The following is a 16,473-nucleotide window of genomic DNA, read 5'->3' as shown; positions in this document are numbered from 1 at the left end:
TGGCTCATGATGTCCCTCTGGGATGCGCTCCGGATGAATATGATGATCTCATATCAGGAACTTGTTCGCACCTTCCCTGGAGCACCTCCACCAACAAGGGATTATCCAGCCCCATCCTGCCGGTGAGGTTGCTCTGTCCGCCGCCGAGTTTGAAGTGGAGAACCCGTACGCCACAGCCAGGCGCTGGAGCGCGCTCTTCGACCTCCCGATGACAACGCGCGCGGGCAATCCGGCGCTGCGTATTGGCGATAAGTATTTCCAGTTCAATCAAGGGAACAGCAACGCGCTGGTGCAACTCGATTTTCTCACCGACACGGCGGCGCTCAAGGGTCAAACCATTTTGGTGAGCGAAGGGCGTTATGCGTTTCACTGACTCACAATGGGCACCTGCGCGAACGAAGACCGACAACAGGGAAACAGCGTATTCACGTTTTCCACCATCGGGATACGCTGCTGAGGGTACTACAACAACCCGGCCTGATGTTCCACACGCGCAATGGCGCTATACAGTGCGCCCGCTGTGACCGGAGCCGGCATGTTCGCCATATCCGGCGCATGCAATGCCATATCAATAATCCCCGCCAGTTCCGTGCTGTCCAGTTCAGCAATTTCCCGCAGGCTGAGCGGGATAGCGCACGCGCGGGCCAGGCCAATGGCCTCCAGCAATTCCTCATCGCTGCGGTTCTCCAGCGCCAGCAGGCAAAGGTTGCCAAATCCCACCAATAAGCCATGACCAAATTCGCGGGTTTTATCGCATACGGTAAACCCCTCATAAATTGCATGAGCGGCAGCAGCATGTGCCCCACTGCTCATTAATGAGGTCAGTCCGGCAAACATAAATATCGCATCCAGTACTTGCTCCAGCGCAGCATCGGGCACCCCTTTGCGAACTGCATCGCAGGCGGCGGGGCCGTGGGTATTGATCAGGTCATAGCAGATACGGCTGTTGGCAATGGACGCCCGGGCGATACCGCTGTGATTGTCCAGCCCGGCGCTGATAGCGCGAAACTCGTACCATTTCGCCAGTGTATCGCCAAGGCCTGCCGCCAACCAGCGCAGCGGCGCGGCGGCTATGATTTCTGTGTCAATAATCACCACAGCAGGCGCCTGATTCAGTGGAAAGAGATCCCGAAAATGGCCGTCATCGTGATAACGGACAGTGAGTGGCGTCACCGCCGCGCAGGTTGCCGCAATGGTTGGCACGGTGACCACCGGGACACGGGTCTCCACGCCCACGGCTTTACTGGTATCCAGGGCTTTTCCCCCACCCACGCCAATGACCAGGTCTGCGCCGGTGGCCTGCACCACTTGCGCCAGACGATGAATATGGCTTTCGCTGCACACGCCGCCAAACCACTCCCGGCCAACCACCGTCACCGATGATGCCGCCAGTTGATAGCGGATATGCGCTTCCACCGCCGCCAGGCCACTATGGCCGCCGATAATCAGCGCCCGTGAACCCAATAATCCGCAGACCTCACCGATACGCGAAACCGCACCTGCGCCACGCAGGATCTGCGCCGGGAAGATAATATTTTGTGCCTGCATAACTGATGCTCCGTGATAACGATGGTGTACATATTAAAACCCCGCCATAGCAGGCTGAAAACGCAGCAAATGCGGCCCTAACTGGGCAATGGAAGTGCATCCCAGTTGCGCCAGCGTGCGATCCATCTCCTGCAAAATAATGTTCAGCGCTTGTTTCGCACCCGCCTCACCAAAGGCAGCGACGCCATAGAGCACAGGTCGGCCAATCAGCACGCCATTCGCGCCCAGCGCCAGTGCTTTCACCACATCGGTGCCACGGCGAAATCCACTGTCGATAAGGATGACAGCATCAGGACCGCAGCACTGACGAATCTCCTGCAGTACTTCCATGGGGCTGACTGAACCGTCCAGTTGTCGCCCGCCATGGTTTGATAACACAATGCCATCCACGCCCGCGGCAAAAGCGCGCCGGGCATCTTCAGGCGCCAGGATACCTTTAATTAACAGGGGACCTGACCACTGTGTGCGGATCCAGTGCAGTGTGGCCCAGTCCAGGTGGGTATCCATCTGTTCGGCAAAATAGCTCGCGCCACCTGCGCCTCGTTGTTTGTCAGCCGGAACATAAGATTTCAGGTTGCCAAAGCCAGGGATGCCTGCGGGCCTGATGGCTCGCCACACCCAGCCGGGATGCATCGCAATGTCCAGCATGCTCGGCAGAGATAGTTCCATGGGCCGTCGGTAATTCCGTTTGTCCTTTTCACGGTTGCCAAAGTGCACCGCATCCACAGAAACCACCAGGGTCGTACAACCCGCCGCCCGGGCCCGGGTCAGTAACCCTGTCGTGACGGCGCGGTCTTTCAGCACATAGAGCTGGAACCAGTGTCGGGGAATGTTTTCTGCGGCGATCTCTTCAATGGAGGCCGTCGAAACCGTACTCTGTATATAGCCGATGCCCGCCTCTCTGGCGGCCCGCGCCAGCATCACATCTGCGCCAAACCGCAGCATGCCGTTGTAGCCTGTCGGGGCGATAAACAAGGGCGCAGCCAGCTTCTGTCCACACAGCGTGACGGATAAATCCCGTTGCGTAGCATCTGTCAGCACAGGGGGAATAAAGCGCCAGCGGCCGAAAACACGGCGATTATCCTGTAACGTTTGTTCATCATCGGCCCCACCCTCCAGATAACTGAAAGCAAAACGGGGAAGCGTGCGCTTTGCCTGCCGACGTAAATCATCAATGTTCAACACTGTCACGCGGCATCCTCCGCCAGGATACGTTTCAGGCTCCGAATAAACTGCTGGTTATCCTGTTCATTCCCCACAGACACCCGGATCCAGTGTTCATACCCCTTCTCCCGCCATGGCTTGATAATGACGCCATCGCACAGCAGACGCTGCGCCAGTTCTGCCGCAGGCTGCCCGCAGTCAAAAAACAGGAAGTTGGCGCAGGATGGCGCAACGCGGAAACCCAGCGCCGTGAGCTGCGCCGACATCATGTCGCGCTGCGCACTGACCAGCGCAATGCTGTCATTAACATGTTGCTGATCCCCCAGAGCTACCACGGCCGCCGCTTGTGCCGAACGGTTAATATTAAACGGTGTGCGAACGCGATTGAGCAGATTGACCAGTTCAGGGTGACTGGCTAAGCCATAGCCCACCCGCAATCCCGCCAGGCCGTAGGCTTTCGAAAAAGTACGCAGCACAATCCAGGGGCGCGACTGCGCGGCCAGCACACGCTGGCTGTCCGGATAATCCGGGTTGTTCCGGCAATATTCGAAATAGGCCTCATCAATCACCAGCACACAGTCCTGAGGTGCCGCGGCGATGATGCGCTCAAAACCTGCATTGTCGAGCATGCAGCCCACGGGATTCGACGGGTTGCTGAAAATCACCATTTTGGCGGGCATCGAAAGTGCCTGAGTCCAGGCGGCGATATCGAACTGATGCTGCTTATTCACGTCAACCAGGGTGACGTCCGCGCCCATCATGCGCGGGAAAATCTCATGCAGACCAAATGAAGGTCGCAATGTGACCACGCGGTCCCCGGGGTTGAGAAAGGCCAGTGCCAGCATATGCAGGATATCTTCTGAACCATTCCCGATAACAATATTCCCGGCCTGCACACCGGTATACGTTGCCAGCGCATCGCGCAGCGCTGTACTGGCAGCATCCGAATAGACTGCGCTGAAACCGGCATCCGCCTGCAGTGCCGCGATGACCTGCGGGCTGGCGCCCAGCGGATTTTCATTACTGGCCAGTTTGGCGATATGGCTCAACCCATATTGCTGTCGTACCGCTTCCGCCGACAACCCGGCGTTATACAGGCTTAATGACCGCGCTGTGGGCCTGGCGAGGTTTTTCAGTATCTGCTGTTGTGAATCAACAAGTGAACTGGAAACTGCTACATCAGAAGCCATTGCATATCCCTCAAAAAAACGCCGGAGGCACAACACCAGGCCATCCGGCATTCAGGCATCAGATCATCGGCAAATTCAAATGATGACGTTCAGCACAGGCTTTTGCCTGTTCATAGCCAGCATCCGCATGGCGCATCACCCCGGTGGCAGGGTCGTTCCACAGCACACGCGCCAGTCGGGCATCGGCATCTTCAGTGCCATCGCACACAATCACCATCCCGGCATGTTGTGAAAAGCCCATGCCAACACCGCCACCATGGTGCAGACTGACCCAGGTGGCACCCCCGGCGGTATTGAGCAATGCATTGAGTAATGGCCAGTCGGATACCGCATCAGAGCCATCTTTCATCGCTTCGGTTTCACGGTTCGGCGATGCCACTGACCCCGTATCCAGATGATCACGGCCAATAACAATCGGCGCTTTCAGTTCGCCGTTACGCACCATTTCGTTAAACGCCAGCCCGGCGCGGTGACGTTCACCCAGGCCCAGCCAGCAAATACGCGCAGGCAGCCCCTGGAAGGCAATGCGCTCACGCGCCATGTCCAGCCAGTTGATCAGATTGGTGTTGTCCGGGAAGAGTTCTTTGAGTTTCGCGTCGGTCTTATAGATATCTTCCGGGTCGCCGGAAAGGGCAACCCAACGGAATGGCCCTTTGCCTTCACAGAACAGCGGGCGGATGTAGGCCGGGACAAAACCCGGGAAATCAAAGGCGTTTTCAACGCCCTCTTCTTTGGCGACCTGGCGGATATTGTTGCCGTAATCGACGGTGGGGATCCCCATATGGTGAAAATCGAGCATGGCCTGGACATGTTTTGCCATAGAAGCGCGGGCGGCTTTCACCACGGATTGCGGATCTGACTGACGGGCGGCCTGCCATTTTTCCAGGCTCCAGCCTTCCGGCAGATAGCCATTAAGCGGATCATGAGCGGAGGTCTGATCGGTCACAATATCCGGACGCAGGCCACCCGCTTTTGCCCGCGCCGCCAGTTGCGGCATCAACTCAGCGGCATTGCCCAGCAGGCCGACAGAGATGGCTTTTTTCTCCGCACAGGCTTTTTCAATCATCGCCAGCGCCTCATCGAGGCTGCGGGTCTTATAGTCCACATAACGGGTACGCAGACGGAAATCAATGTGGGATTCCTGGCATTCAATGGCCAGGACGCAGGCCCCTGCCAGCACGCCAGCCAGCGGTTGGGCGCCGCCCATACCACCAAGCCCTGCCGTCAGAATCCATTTGCCCCGCAGGTCGCCGTTGTAGTGCTGTCGGCCCGCTTCGGCAAAAGTTTCATACGTCCCCTGCACAATGCCCTGCGCACCAATGTAAATCCAGGAGCCTGCTGTCATCTGGCCGTACATCATCAGGCCCGCTTTATCCAGTTCGTGAAAGTGGTCCCAGTGGGCCCAGTGCGGCACAATATTGGAGTTAGCAATCAACACGCGCGGCGCATTGGTATGGGTGCGAAAAACACCGACCGGCTTACCGGACTGTACCAGCAGGGTTTCGTCTTCACGCAACGCCCGCAGGCTGTCCAGAATGGCTTCGAAGGCAGGCCAGTTGCGGGCGGCTTTACCAATACCGCCATAGACCACCAGGTCTTCCGGGCGTTCGGCAACATCGGGGTCAAGGTTGTTTTGGATCATGCGATAAGCCGCTTCGATCAACCAGTTTTGACAACTCAGCGCTGTTCCCTGGGGAGCGCGAACGACATGGGCGGCGGCATTTTTCTGTGGCGCGTTCATGGTCATATCCTTCTAAAAAAAATGAAATTTATGTAAAGCGTTATCAGGCAAAGCTCGGCAGTAATGCTTCAATGGCCGCAGGCCAGTGTTCACGGGACGCCCACAAACGCATCATTTCGACATCCGGCGCCATCAGACGATCTTTTTCGAGAAAAGCGACATGTTGCCGAATCGCCTTCATTTCGCTTTCCAGTGTGGCGGAACTTTGCAACGGACGATGAAAATCAAGTCCCTGGGCAGCGGCCATGGCTTCGATACCGACAACCACACTGGTGTTAAAACACATATTGCCCAGACGGCGGGCGGCATAGGTCGCCATTGAAACGTGATCTTCCTGATTGGCGGAGGTGGGCAGGCTGTCGACACTGCCCGGATGTGCCAGCGATTTATTTTCTGATGCCAGCGCGGCGGCCGTGACCTGCGCAATCATAAAGCCGGAGTTAACGCCGCCATCGTTTACCAGGAAAGGCGGCAAGCCGGACAAACCGCTGTCCAACAATAAGGCCATTCTGCGTTCAGAAATCGCCCCCACTTCGGCAACCGCCAGCGCAATGATGTCCGCGGCGAAAGCCACGGGTTCTGCGTGGAAATTCCCGCCAGAAATCACGTCGCCATTTTCGGCAAAAACCAGAGGGTTATCGGATGCTGCGTTTGCTTCAATACGTAGAATGCGGGCCGCATGTCGCAGGTTATCAAGGCAGGCACCCATAACCTGAGGGACACAACGAATGGAATAAGGGTCCTGAACCCGGCCGCAGTTAGCATGGGATGTCACAATATCGCTACCGGCCAGGATCGCCGTCAGCGCAGCGGCGACAGCAATCTGGCCTTCCTGGCCGCGTGCTTCATGAATACGCGGGTCAAGCGGTTTAACTGAGCCTTTAATCGCTTCCAGTGATAATGCCCCGGCCACCAGGCCTGCGGAAAACACCCGTTCTGCTTCAAACAAACCTGACAACGCGAGGGATGTCGATACCTGGGTGCCGTTAAGTAATGCCAGACCTTCTTTCGGCCCAAGTTCAAAGGGGCTCAGCCCTGCGGCAGCCAGGCCTTCAACCGCGGACATCGTTTCGCCACCCAGTGTCACCTGCCCTTCGCCAATCAGCATCAATGACAAATGCGCCAGCGGCGCCAGGTCGCCCGAAGCGCCGACGGATCCTTTTTCCGGAATACAGGGGTACACACCCGCATTAAATAACGTTATCAGTGCATCAATCACCTCAATACGAATACCGGAATGACCCCGGGAGAGGCTGAGAATTTTCGTCGCCATCACCAGGCGAACAACGTTATCCGCCAGGTTTTTGCCTGTGCCCACACTGTGGGACAGCACCAGGTTTCGTTGCAGTTCGGTCAGACGTTCCGCCGGAATACGGGTTTGCGCCAGTTTGCCAAACCCGGTATTAATGCCGTACACCACGTTTCCCGATGCCACAATGCGGGTGACTGTTTCCTGGGAGGCCAGCACATCGGCACGGGCCTCTTCGGCCAGCGCAAGGCGGACATTACCCTGGTATATTTGTCGCAACATGGGCAAATGGACATGCCCGGGTTGCAGGCGGCAAAGGGTGTAATCGGTGGATGAAGCAGCCATAATCTATTCCTGTATATACAAGTAAAACGGGAAGTAAACCCGGTGTAACACCGGGTGTTTATGCACAACCTGACTCACGCTAAAACATGATTAACTGCGCTGCATACCGCGAACTTAGTGATCGATGGTTTGCAGGGTTTCCGTACGAATTTCTTCCGTGATACGCGCCTTCAATGCCATAAATTCTGGTGATGTTTTCAGGGTATAATCACGCGGGTGCGGAAAATCTACCGCCACTTCCGTTTTGATTCGCCCGGGGCGCGCACTGAAAATCGCCACTTTATTGGCCATAAAAATGGCCTCATCAATATCGTGGGTCACAAACAGGACTGTTTTGCGGGAAGATTCCCATATCGACAACAACAGTTCCTGCATCATGACGCGCGTCTGGTTATCCAGTGCGCCGAAAGGTTCATCCATCAGCAGAATTTTCGGGTCGTTGGCCAGGGCGCGGGCAATGGCTGTGCGCTGTTGCATACCGCCGGACAACTGACGGGGGAAATGCTGCTCAAACCCACGTAAACCGACCTTATTAATAAAGTAGTCGCTGCGCTCTTTTTGTGCCGCTTTACTCACGCCGCGTTCCTGTAGGCCAAAGCAGATATTCTGCTCAACCGTCAACCAGGGGAACAGTGTGTAACTCTGGAATACCATGCCGCGATCCGCGCCCGGACCATCGACCAGCACGCCATCCAGCCAGACCTCGCCGCGGGTGGGCTGATCCAGCCCGGCAACAATGCGTAAAAGTGTGGATTTACCGCACCCGGAAGGCCCGAGAATGGTAATAAAGTCGTTCTCATTGACCTGATAATCCACGGGCAGTAATGCCTGGGTCTTCTCGCCTTTCGGGCCACTGAAGACGCGTTCCACCTGGCGAACACTCAGCTTCGGATAGCTCATCACAGCGAACTCCATACAAACAGGCGGCGATTCACCGCTTTAAACAACAGATCAGACAGCAATCCAATGCAGCCAATCACGATAATGCCGAAAATCATTTGCCCGGTATTGAGTAACGCCTGGCTGTTGACAATCATGTGACCTATCCCGCTGGATGAACCAATCAGTTCCGCCACGATGACATAGGTCCATGCCCAGCCCAGCACCAGGCGCAGCAGTTCCGCAATTTCCGGCGCCGCCCCGGGGATTATCACCCGACGCACCACGCTCTTGTTGGTCGCGCCAAGGGTATACGCCGCTTCCACCAGATCGCGCCGCGCCGCGCCGACAGCCACCGCAACCATCAGGGTTATCTGAAAGAACGAACCGATAAAGATCACCAGTATTTTTTGCATTTCGCCAATCCCTGCCCACAGAATAAGCAGGGGGACAAACGCCGATGCGGGCAGGTAGCGGCAAAACGAAACGAAGGGCTCAAAAAACGCTTCGATCAGTTTGTATGAGCCCATCAGAATACCCAGCGGCACGGCGATAATGCACGCCAGAATAAAGCCGCCCAGTACACGCATTACCGTCATACCGATATCTGTTGTGAAATCAAAATCGGTAAATAACAGCCCCCCTTCCTGCAACATACTGGCCGGACTGGCAAGGAATGTCGGCGACACCAGCCCGGTAAAAGTCACCAGCGCCCACAGCGCGAAAAACAGCACAAAAAAGCAGAAGCCCAAAAACCAGCGATGACGGGACGCCACGGGGCGCAGTGGCACCATCATCGGGTTGTGCCAGACCTTTTTACTTGCCGGCAGAGGCGCCGGCTCACGTAAAACTGACTGCGTACTGGCGGGAAATTCCGCGGCCTGACTGACAGGACTGTTCATCTTGTGGTCCTTCATGGCTGAGTCACATACTTCGCGTCATACAACGTATTAATATCCGGCGTTTTATGCAGGATTTTCATTTCCGTCAGCAAACGCGCCGCTTCGTTGGTAAAGGTGACAATCTCGCCACTGAAGAACTTCTTGTTCGCATCACGGTCTTGCCAGCGCAGATAGCTGGACTCTTCAGCAAACTGTTTGCCGGTTTCTTTGACCGCCGCCCCCATAATCTCATTGGCTTTATCCGGATCTTTTTTGATCATATCCAGGGCTTCAAAGTAGCTATTTACCAGTGCCTGAGCCGCTTTGGGGTTTTTATCCAGCCAGGATGGCGTACAACCCAGGGTGTCCATCACCATGGGATAATCCAGTGTGGTGGTCAGAATTTTGCCTTTGTCCGGGCTTTGGCGGATGGTGGAGAGATACGGCTCGTACGTCACAGCGGCATCGTTCTGCCCGGCAATAAAGGCATGAGCGGCGGCATCCGGCCCCAGGGTTGCCAGTTTGACGTCTTTCATCGTCATGCCGTTTTTATCGAGGATCCAGGCCAGCAGAAAATAGGAGGAGGTTCCTGGTGCATCGACACTGATGGTTTTCCCTTTCAGGTCAGCCACTTTATTGATACCCCCACGTACGGCAATCCCATCCGCGCCATAGGATTTATCCAGTTGCACAATTTGCTTGATGGGCACACCGCTGGCATTCCAGGTGAGGTAGGTTTCCACCGTGGTCGCCGCGCACTGCAAAGAGCCTGATGCAATGGCCAGGTGGCGTGATTGCTGGGGTACCATTTTCAGCGTCACGTCCAGGCCATTCTTTTTGAAAATGCCTGCCTTATCGGCCAGTGTCAGGGGAGCGAATCCTGTCCACCCGGAAATACCAATGGCCACCGGAGTCTCTGCCGCCATGGCGGTGTTTATTGCCCCGCAACCCAATGTCACTGCCAGCCCTAACATGGATAACGAACGCTTCAGCACAGTCCTGGAAATCATGTTGCTCATCTGCCACTCCTGCCAAATTACCTGTCTCGGGGAAATGCCTGGCCAGTGAACTGCCCGGGCAAAATACGCTACTGTATATTCTTGTCTATACAAGCAAGCCGAATAAGTAAAGCAAGCTTTGTGCTAGTTCAGCTATGCCTGCTTTCCCGGTTATTTCGGCCTGTGGCCAGTGGTTTTCTCTGCCTGTCGAATCAAATAAGTGCGCAGGATGCGCCAAACCAGTGCAGGACGCACCAACTCAGGCAATGACCGCCGCCCAAAGTAGCAGACTGCGCGTTTTTTGTGCATCCACAGTATGCAAGGCAGAAATCGGCCACTGTGTCGTCTGACAGCTGTCTGACGTCGGTGGCCACCAGATACCTTCACCCGCGCCCAGCCGGGTCCCATCCGGTAATTGCCAGTCACCCTGAATGGCGAAAAGCACACCGCCCTGCTCACGGGACACCGTGCCACTTCCCCTGAGGGCGACAACGCCGGGCAAACAGACAGTACGCCGGGTCATCAGGTTAAAATCCATCGTCTCGCCCCCCAGAAGATGTGCGTGGAGTGCAAGATCCCCGCTAAACTCGAAGGGTTCTCCCACGGTATTCAGCACATGATTCACCCCGATGCCGTCAGTCAGTTGCATGCCCTCGCCACTCAACAGCGTGATGGAACGCGCAATGCCGGGGAAAGCGGAAAACGGGCCATCCTGCGCGACAGTGGCAATGCTGGCACGCCAGTCAAAATCCGCCTGCCCTGGCGGCCAGCTGATAATTTCGCGGGTTTCGCCGCCGCCATTACGCCAGCGACTGACCGGCAGCCTGGTCTGGGAAAAACGCTGCCAGCCCGTCATGCTGTCGCCTCCGCCAGTTGGCGCAGTACCTGCAGAAAATCAGCGGCAACGGCCTGTTGCTGCGCATGTTGCCCATTGATAATGCGGGGGGTCCCGCCAACATACACATCGCGAATCTGCCCGGCGTGGCCGGCAAATAACCAGCGGTTGAGAATTTCAGGGGGGCGGGCTGCCGCCAGGTAAGGATCCTGTCCATCCAGCACCAGCCAGTCGGCGCGATACCCCACTGACAATCTCCCGACAGGCGCGCCACAGGCCTGCGCACCACCGGCAAGCGCCTGGGTGTACAACACATCGCCCACCACATTTTGGGTCGCCGTTGTCAGGCGGTTGCGGCGCTGATCACGTAAGCGCTGCCCATATTCGAACCAGCGCAGCTCTTCCACCACATTAAGTGAAACATGGCTGTCGGAACCAATACCCCAGTGACCGCGCTGTGCCAAATAATCGACGCCGGGGAAAATACCGTCGCCCAGATTCGCTTCTGTTGTGGGGCACAGCCCGGCAACCGCACCGCTTTGCGCCATGCGGGCCACTTCTTTCTCATCCGCATGTGTCGCGTGGACAAGACACCAGCGGGCATCGATATCCAGGTGATCATACAGCCACGCAATGGGGCGTTGTCCGCTCCAGCTCAGGCAGTCATTGACTTCTTTTTGCTGCTCGGCGATATGGATATGTACAGGCAATGCCGGGTCGCTGGCCTGTAAAACCTGCTGCATCTGCGTGGGGGTCACGGCCCGTAGTGAGTGAAAACACAGGCCCTGGTTTTGCAGTACTTTGCCCGTTATCTGCTGGCGGATAATCGCCTGCTGGCGCAAATAGGTGTCAGCGTCCTGAATAAACCGCACCTGACCCGCCTGAGCCGGTTGCCCGCCAAACCCGGCATAGCTGTAGAGCACGGGCAACAGCGTCAGGCCGATTCCCGCAAGGTCGGCAGCGGCGCTTAATTGGGCGGTCATCTCGCCGCGGTCAGCATAGGGGTTACCGCTGATATCATTGTGCAGATAGTGGAACTCAGCGACCTGGGTATAACCCCCTTTGAGCATCTCGATATACAACTGGCGGGCGATAATACCGACCTGGTCCGGCGTTAATCGCTGCACCGTGCGATACATCAGGTCACGCCAGGTCCAGAAACTGTCCTGCGGGTTTCCGGCCACCTCCGCCAGCCCGGCCATCACCCGCTGGAATGCATGAGAGTGTAAATTCGGCATACCCGGGATCACCGGACCTGAAAGCCGGACAGCATCCTGTGCTGTGCTGTCCGGCGTGATGGCGGTTAACATGCCGGCAGCATCGACATCCAGACGCACATTGTGAGCCCATCCTTCAGCAAGCAGGGCTTGTGTAGCAAAATAAGCAGGCATAACAACGTTCCTGAGCAGCGAAAAGAAACATAAAGGCAATTATAAGTAAACAATTGCAAAACTTTGGGGCGACTTGTCTATACATATACATATGCATGGTTTGGCTGTAAACTTGCGCCATTCCTTTTTTTATCATTTGAGTTTTTCACCACAGCTTTTCTGCTTACGCTTCGCGGTTGAAAATACGCCAGCGTCCGGGAAACGATGACCTTGTCTGTGGCACTTTTGAGAGGTAAGAAACATGTCTGAGCCCACCCTTTTTTCATCGGCCGGTACGGCGCAACAAGACGTGACCCGGCAGACACTATCTGAGCTGGCCGCCGCCATGAGCGATGCACCGGCGCCCATTTATCAGCGGGTGAAACAGGCCATCATTGGCCAGATTCGCGCCGGCGTCTGGAAACCCCACCAACGTATTCCATCGGAAAGTGAGCTGGTTAATGAAATTGGCGTCAGCCGTATGACCATCAACCGGGCGCTGCGCGAACTGACCAGCGAAGGTTTTTTAATCCGCATGCAGGGCGTGGGGACGTTTGTCGCCGAAGCAAAAGCCTATACACCGATGCTTGAGGTCCATAATATTGCTGATGAAATCGCCCAACGTGGTCATCGTCATGACAGTAAAATTTTAGTGTGCGAGGCCCGCCAGGCGGACGCCGATCAAGCGCTCCAGTTGGGGATTGCCATCGGTGATACGCTGTTTTACTCCCAAATTGTGCATTACGAAAATAACGTTCCGGTACAAATTGAAGACCGTTTTGTTAACCCGGAAACGGCGCCGGATTACCTCCGGCAGGTGCTCAATAAACAGACGCCATATACCTATCTGATGGATATTGCCCCGCTGACCGCAGGGGAGCACCGCGTTGAAGCCATCAGCGCCAGCGATGAACAACGCCACTTGCTGCAACTTGAGGAGCATGAGCCCTGCCTGTTGATTCACCGGCGAACCTGGAGCGGCAGCCGCGTTGTGACGTCCGCCCGCCTGATTTACCCGGGTTCGCGTTATCAGTTATTTGGCCGTTTTACCAGTCACGGCTAATCGCGTCTGGCGCAGGCGGCATTCACAGGCCGCCCGTCTTTACGCGACAGTTGGCGATAAGAAAAAACTATCTCTGGCCGCCTTGCCGCCCTTTCGGTTATGGGTTAGGTTGACTTTAATTGTCTATACAAGATAAATCATCCGGAGTCTGCTATGTCCTTAGCCTCGTCCATTTGCCTTACTGTCACGCCCCCGGCGCACTGTGACAGTGTCTGGCGCGGCGCCACGCTGGTCACCATGCAGGATGGCCGTTACAACGTGATAGAAAACGGCGCATTGGCAGTGACGGAGGGAAAAATTGTCTGGCTTGGCCGTAATGCCGACTGCCCGGCGTTTCCCCATGCACAACAGCATGTATTCGACGGCGGGATAATTACCCCGGGATTTATCGATTGTCATACTCATCTGGTGTTCGGCGGGAACCGCAGCGCCGAATTTGAGCAGCGGTTAAATGGCGTAAGCTATGCAGAAATCGCCGCGGCGGGCGGTGGTATTTTATCCACTGTAAACGCCACCCGGGACGCCACGGAAGAGGAACTGCTCCGGCAGGCTTTATTGCGTTTGCAACCGCTGCTGGCCGAGGGGGTCACCTGCCTTGAAATTAAGTCAGGCTACGGGCTGACCCTGGACAGTGAATTAAAAATGTTGCGGGTTATCCGCAAATTAGCCACTCTGTTGCCTGTCGATATTCAGTCCACCTGTCTTGCCGCCCATGCCCTGCCGCCCGAGTACAAAGACCGGGCGGAGGACTATATCGACTTTATTTGCGATACCCTGCTGCCCATTGTCGCCAGAGAAAAACTGGCGGATGCCGTTGACGCATTCTGTGAGCACCTTGCGTTCTCCCCAGCACAAGTCGAGCGCATTTTTGATGCTGCACAGGCTTTGGGGTTGCCGGTTAAATTGCATGCGGAACAACTCTCTGCCCTGCATGGCAGTTCACTGGCGGCAAACTATCACGCCTTGTCGGCGGATCACCTTGAATACGCCACCCAGGAAGATGCTCACGCCATGGCGGCCAGCGGCACTGTCGCCGTCCTGCTGCCCGGCGCATGGTATTTACTGCGTGAAAAACAGCACCCGCCCGTGAATTTTTTCCGCCAGTATCAGGTGCCGATGGCCCTGGCGAGTGATGCCAACCCGGGGACATCCCCGGTGCTGTCATTGCGCCTGATGCTGAATATGGGCTGTACACTGTTTGGTCTGACGCCGGAGGAAGCGCTGGCCGGGATTACGTGCCACGGCGCGCGCGCCCTCGGTCTGGCCGCGTCTCACGGTACGCTTGCCGAAGGTAAGGTTGCCGATTTTATCCACTGGCCGCTGTCGCGACCGGCTGAACTGATCTACTGGCTGGGCGGTCAATTGCCCTGCACGGTGGTCTATCGCGGGAAAATACGAGGAAACGTTCATCCATGAGCCTTTCAGCTATGACTGACATTATCGATCCTTACCATTTCACGGCTGGCAGTGCACCGTTGCTTATCAGTATTCCCCACGCGGGAACACAACTGACGCCGGAGGTCGACAATGGTCTGAGCGATGCCGCACGCCCGCTTGGCGATACCGACTGGCATATTCCCCGCCTGTACGATTTTGCTCACGCCCTCGGCGCCAGTATGCTGGTCGGGAATTATTCCCGTTTTGTTATCGACCTGAATCGCCCTGCTGACGATACGCCGCTCTATACCACCGCCACCACAGGATTGTACCCGGAGACTTTATTTGATGGTCGGGACAGCTTTACGCCCGGCATGACGCCGACAGCCGCCCATCGTCGGCACTATCTGGCGCAAATCTGGCACCCTTACCACCAGCGTATCCAGTCAGAGCTGGCGCGGATAAAACACCAGTTTGGTTATGCACTGCTGTTTGACGCGCATTCTATTGCATCGGTTATCCCGCGTCTGTTTGATGGTCGGTTGCCTGATTTGAACCTCGGTACCAACGGCGGCGCCAGTTGCGCTGCAGCCCTGAGCGACCGTCTGGTCGATTGCTGTCAGAAACAGTCGCCATTCAGCCATGTGCTTAATGGCCGGTTTAAGGGCGGCTATATTACCCGGGCATACGGACAGCCTGACGCGAATATTCATGCCGTGCAACTTGAACTGGCGCAGGTCAATTATATGAACGAAATGGCGCCTTATGCGTATGCAGAGGAAAAGGCCCCTCAACTTCAGGCGCTGCTGCGATCCTTACTTGAGAATATGCTCGACTGGGCAGATAGCCACTATCAATAACCCTCACACATGCCATGAGGCAGGCACCCAATATCCGGTCTGCCTCAAGCCAAAATGCCATTAACCCGGGAGCCATCTTTGGTATTCTGCTGATGTCATCCCCGCATTAATGAGCGCCATGCATAAGTCCATGCATATTTACCCGTATTATCATTGAATCCTGCTTTGCATACACTGCCGGTATCAGGGCGCACGCCCTTCTCTTTTTCGCAATACACCCGGAGATTTGTTATGCAAAACAGGCTGGACAATAAACAGCAGGCCATTATTCCAATTGCGGCTTTCGCCGCAAAGGGCGACACAGAAAAACTCGCTGCTGAAATACAGCACGGGCTGGATACAGGCCTTACCATCAATGAAATCAAAGAAGTCCTGATTCAGCTCTATGCCTATGCCGGTTTTCCTCGCAGCCTGAATGCCCTTGGCGTGCTTATGGGCGTGGTGGAACAGCGTCAGCAGCAAGGAATTACGGATAATGCGGGAGAAGACGCATCCTCTTTTCCTGAGAACTGGAATGCCCTTGAAGGTGGCACGCAAAACCAGACGCGTCTTATCGGGAAACCCGTAACAGGCCCGCTATTTACCTTTGCGCCTGCAATTGACCAGTTCCTTAAAACGCACCTGTTTGGTGATATTTTCCAGCGTGACACCCTGAGCTGGCAGACGAGGGAGCTGGCCACCATTTCGTTTCTGGCTGCAATTCCCGGTGTCACCAGCCAACTGAAAAGCCATTATGCCATCAGTCTGAATGCGGGATTGACGGCTGAGCAGCTGTGGGCATTTACGGCAATTCTGGGTCAAAAATGCGGTGCTGATATGGCAGACAACGCCAGGCCCGTGCTGGGTGAGCTGCTGGATGAAACAAAAACGCCCCGGCACGGTGGCTTATCCACACTGTGGCTTTGTTGAATAAATCAGATTTCGGGTAAGTCTCCCCCGTAGCGGGTTGTGTTTTCAGGCAATACGCACGCTT

15 protein-coding genes are annotated in these 16,473 nt (G+C 56.0%); 5 read left to right on the top strand and 10 right to left on the bottom strand.

Annotated elements, in window-relative coordinates:
* The first annotated feature begins 61 nt into the window (after positions 1–61).
* Complete coding sequence (locus K5R89_RS25555; RefSeq protein WP_065813354.1) at positions 62–373, top strand: hypothetical protein; 312 nt, start codon at positions 62–64, stop codon at positions 371–373.
* Positions 374–462: 89 nt separating this feature from the next.
* Here K5R89_RS25555 and K5R89_RS25550 read toward each other — a convergent pair whose 3' ends face one another.
* From K5R89_RS25550 to K5R89_RS25505, 10 genes are all read right to left on the bottom strand, one after another.
* Positions 463–1,548 (bottom strand): iron-containing alcohol dehydrogenase family protein, encoded by a 1,086-nt coding sequence (locus K5R89_RS25550; protein ID WP_001148851.1) that lies wholly within the window; start codon positions 1,546–1,548, stop codon positions 463–465.
* Between the two features lie 33 nt (positions 1,549–1,581).
* Entirely contained in the window at positions 1,582–2,739 is a 1,158-nt protein-coding gene (locus K5R89_RS25545; protein WP_000217345.1) for an alpha-hydroxy acid oxidase, read from the bottom strand.
* Positions 2,736–3,902 carry a histidinol-phosphate transaminase gene (gene hisC / locus K5R89_RS25540; RefSeq protein ID WP_000135555.1) on the bottom strand — a complete coding sequence of 389 codons (1,167 nt, stop codon included), beginning with the start codon at positions 3,900–3,902 and terminating at the stop codon, positions 2,736–2,738. The genes K5R89_RS25545 and hisC overlap by 4 nt, the downstream gene beginning before the upstream one ends.
* Before the next feature lie 58 nt (positions 3,903–3,960).
* Positions 3,961–5,643, bottom strand: coding sequence for a urocanate hydratase (hutU, locus tag K5R89_RS25535; RefSeq protein WP_000993475.1), 1,683 nt, complete (start codon positions 5,641–5,643; stop codon positions 3,961–3,963).
* A gap of 43 nt (positions 5,644–5,686) precedes the next feature.
* Entirely contained in the window at positions 5,687–7,237 is a 1,551-nt protein-coding gene (hutH, locus tag K5R89_RS25530; protein WP_000741484.1) for a histidine ammonia-lyase, read from the bottom strand.
* Positions 7,238–7,351: 114 nt separating this feature from the next.
* Positions 7,352–8,137: an ABC transporter ATP-binding protein gene (locus tag K5R89_RS25525; protein WP_016240370.1), complete on the bottom strand. Its 786-nt coding sequence runs from the start codon at positions 8,135–8,137 to the stop codon at positions 7,352–7,354.
* Positions 8,137–9,018 carry an ABC transporter permease gene (locus K5R89_RS25520; protein WP_001087990.1) on the bottom strand — a complete coding sequence of 294 codons (882 nt, stop codon included), beginning with the start codon at positions 9,016–9,018 and terminating at the stop codon, positions 8,137–8,139. The genes K5R89_RS25525 and K5R89_RS25520 overlap by 1 nt, the downstream gene beginning before the upstream one ends.
* Before the next feature lie 11 nt (positions 9,019–9,029).
* Positions 9,030–10,016, bottom strand: coding sequence for an ABC transporter substrate-binding protein (locus K5R89_RS25515; RefSeq protein WP_000069054.1), 987 nt, complete (start codon positions 10,014–10,016; stop codon positions 9,030–9,032).
* Between the two features lie 238 nt (positions 10,017–10,254).
* Positions 10,255–10,851 (bottom strand): HutD family protein, encoded by a 597-nt coding sequence (locus tag K5R89_RS25510; protein ID WP_000148344.1) that lies wholly within the window; start codon positions 10,849–10,851, stop codon positions 10,255–10,257.
* Positions 10,848–12,221 carry a formimidoylglutamate deiminase gene (locus K5R89_RS25505; protein WP_001112072.1) on the bottom strand — a complete coding sequence of 458 codons (1,374 nt, stop codon included), beginning with the start codon at positions 12,219–12,221 and terminating at the stop codon, positions 10,848–10,850. The genes K5R89_RS25510 and K5R89_RS25505 overlap by 4 nt, the downstream gene beginning before the upstream one ends.
* A gap of 241 nt (positions 12,222–12,462) precedes the next feature.
* On the opposite strand from K5R89_RS25505, the gene hutC reads away from it, so the two are divergent.
* The 4 genes from hutC (at position 12,463) to K5R89_RS25485 (ending at position 16,409) form a co-directional block, all read left to right on the top strand.
* A complete protein-coding gene (hutC, locus tag K5R89_RS25500) occupies positions 12,463–13,263 on the top strand; it encodes a histidine utilization repressor (RefSeq protein ID WP_001294851.1) in 801 nt (266 codons plus the stop codon).
* 153 nt (positions 13,264–13,416) lie between these two features.
* Positions 13,417–14,679, top strand: a complete 1,263-nt coding sequence (hutI, locus tag K5R89_RS25495) for an imidazolonepropionase (RefSeq protein ID WP_064174916.1) — start codon at positions 13,417–13,419, stop codon at positions 14,677–14,679.
* Between the two features lie 11 nt (positions 14,680–14,690).
* On the top strand, positions 14,691–15,500 hold the full coding sequence (gene hutG, locus K5R89_RS25490) for an N-formylglutamate deformylase (protein ID WP_023280897.1): 810 nt from the start codon (positions 14,691–14,693) through the stop codon (positions 15,498–15,500).
* A gap of 231 nt (positions 15,501–15,731) precedes the next feature.
* Entirely contained in the window at positions 15,732–16,409 is a 678-nt protein-coding gene (locus K5R89_RS25485) for a carboxymuconolactone decarboxylase family protein (protein WP_047721850.1), read from the top strand.
* Positions 16,410–16,473: the final 64 nt, after the last annotated feature.

This window comes from Klebsiella sp. TF21-TM, assembly GCF_019753495.1.
GTDB classification, from domain to species: Bacteria; Pseudomonadota; Gammaproteobacteria; order Enterobacterales; family Enterobacteriaceae; genus Klebsiella; species Klebsiella quasipneumoniae.
The sequence above is the reverse complement of the archived record's forward strand: the minus strand, read 5'-3'. Positions and strand labels throughout refer to the sequence as shown.

Excerpts from the sequence above, each read along its gene's own strand:
- hutH (WP_000741484.1), bottom strand. The coding sequence starts at position 7,237 with ATGGCTGCTTCATCCACCGATTACACCCTTTGCCGCCTGCAACCCGGG.
- K5R89_RS25515 (WP_000069054.1), bottom strand. The coding sequence starts at position 10,016 with ATGAGCAACATGATTTCCAGGACTGTGCTGAAGCGTTCGTTATCCATG.
- K5R89_RS25485 (WP_047721850.1), top strand. The coding sequence starts at position 15,732 with ATGCAAAACAGGCTGGACAATAAACAGCAGGCCATTATTCCAATTGCG.
- K5R89_RS25525 (WP_016240370.1), bottom strand. The coding sequence starts at position 8,137 with ATGAGCTATCCGAAGCTGAGTGTTCGCCAGGTGGAACGCGTCTTCAGT.
- hutU (WP_000993475.1), bottom strand. The coding sequence starts at position 5,643 with ATGAACGCGCCACAGAAAAATGCCGCCGCCCATGTCGTTCGCGCTCCC.
- K5R89_RS25550 (WP_001148851.1), bottom strand. The coding sequence starts at position 1,548 with ATGCAGGCACAAAATATTATCTTCCCGGCGCAGATCCTGCGTGGCGCA.
- hutI (WP_064174916.1), top strand. The coding sequence starts at position 13,417 with ATGTCCTTAGCCTCGTCCATTTGCCTTACTGTCACGCCCCCGGCGCAC.
- K5R89_RS25510 (WP_000148344.1), bottom strand. The coding sequence starts at position 10,851 with ATGACGGGCTGGCAGCGTTTTTCCCAGACCAGGCTGCCGGTCAGTCGC.
- K5R89_RS25520 (WP_001087990.1), bottom strand. The coding sequence starts at position 9,018 with ATGAACAGTCCTGTCAGTCAGGCCGCGGAATTTCCCGCCAGTACGCAG.
- K5R89_RS25505 (WP_001112072.1), bottom strand. The coding sequence starts at position 12,221 with ATGCCTGCTTATTTTGCTACACAAGCCCTGCTTGCTGAAGGATGGGCT.
- hisC (WP_000135555.1), bottom strand. The coding sequence starts at position 3,902 with ATGGCTTCTGATGTAGCAGTTTCCAGTTCACTTGTTGATTCACAACAG.
- hutG (WP_023280897.1), top strand. The coding sequence starts at position 14,691 with ATGACTGACATTATCGATCCTTACCATTTCACGGCTGGCAGTGCACCG.
- hutC (WP_001294851.1), top strand. The coding sequence starts at position 12,463 with ATGTCTGAGCCCACCCTTTTTTCATCGGCCGGTACGGCGCAACAAGAC.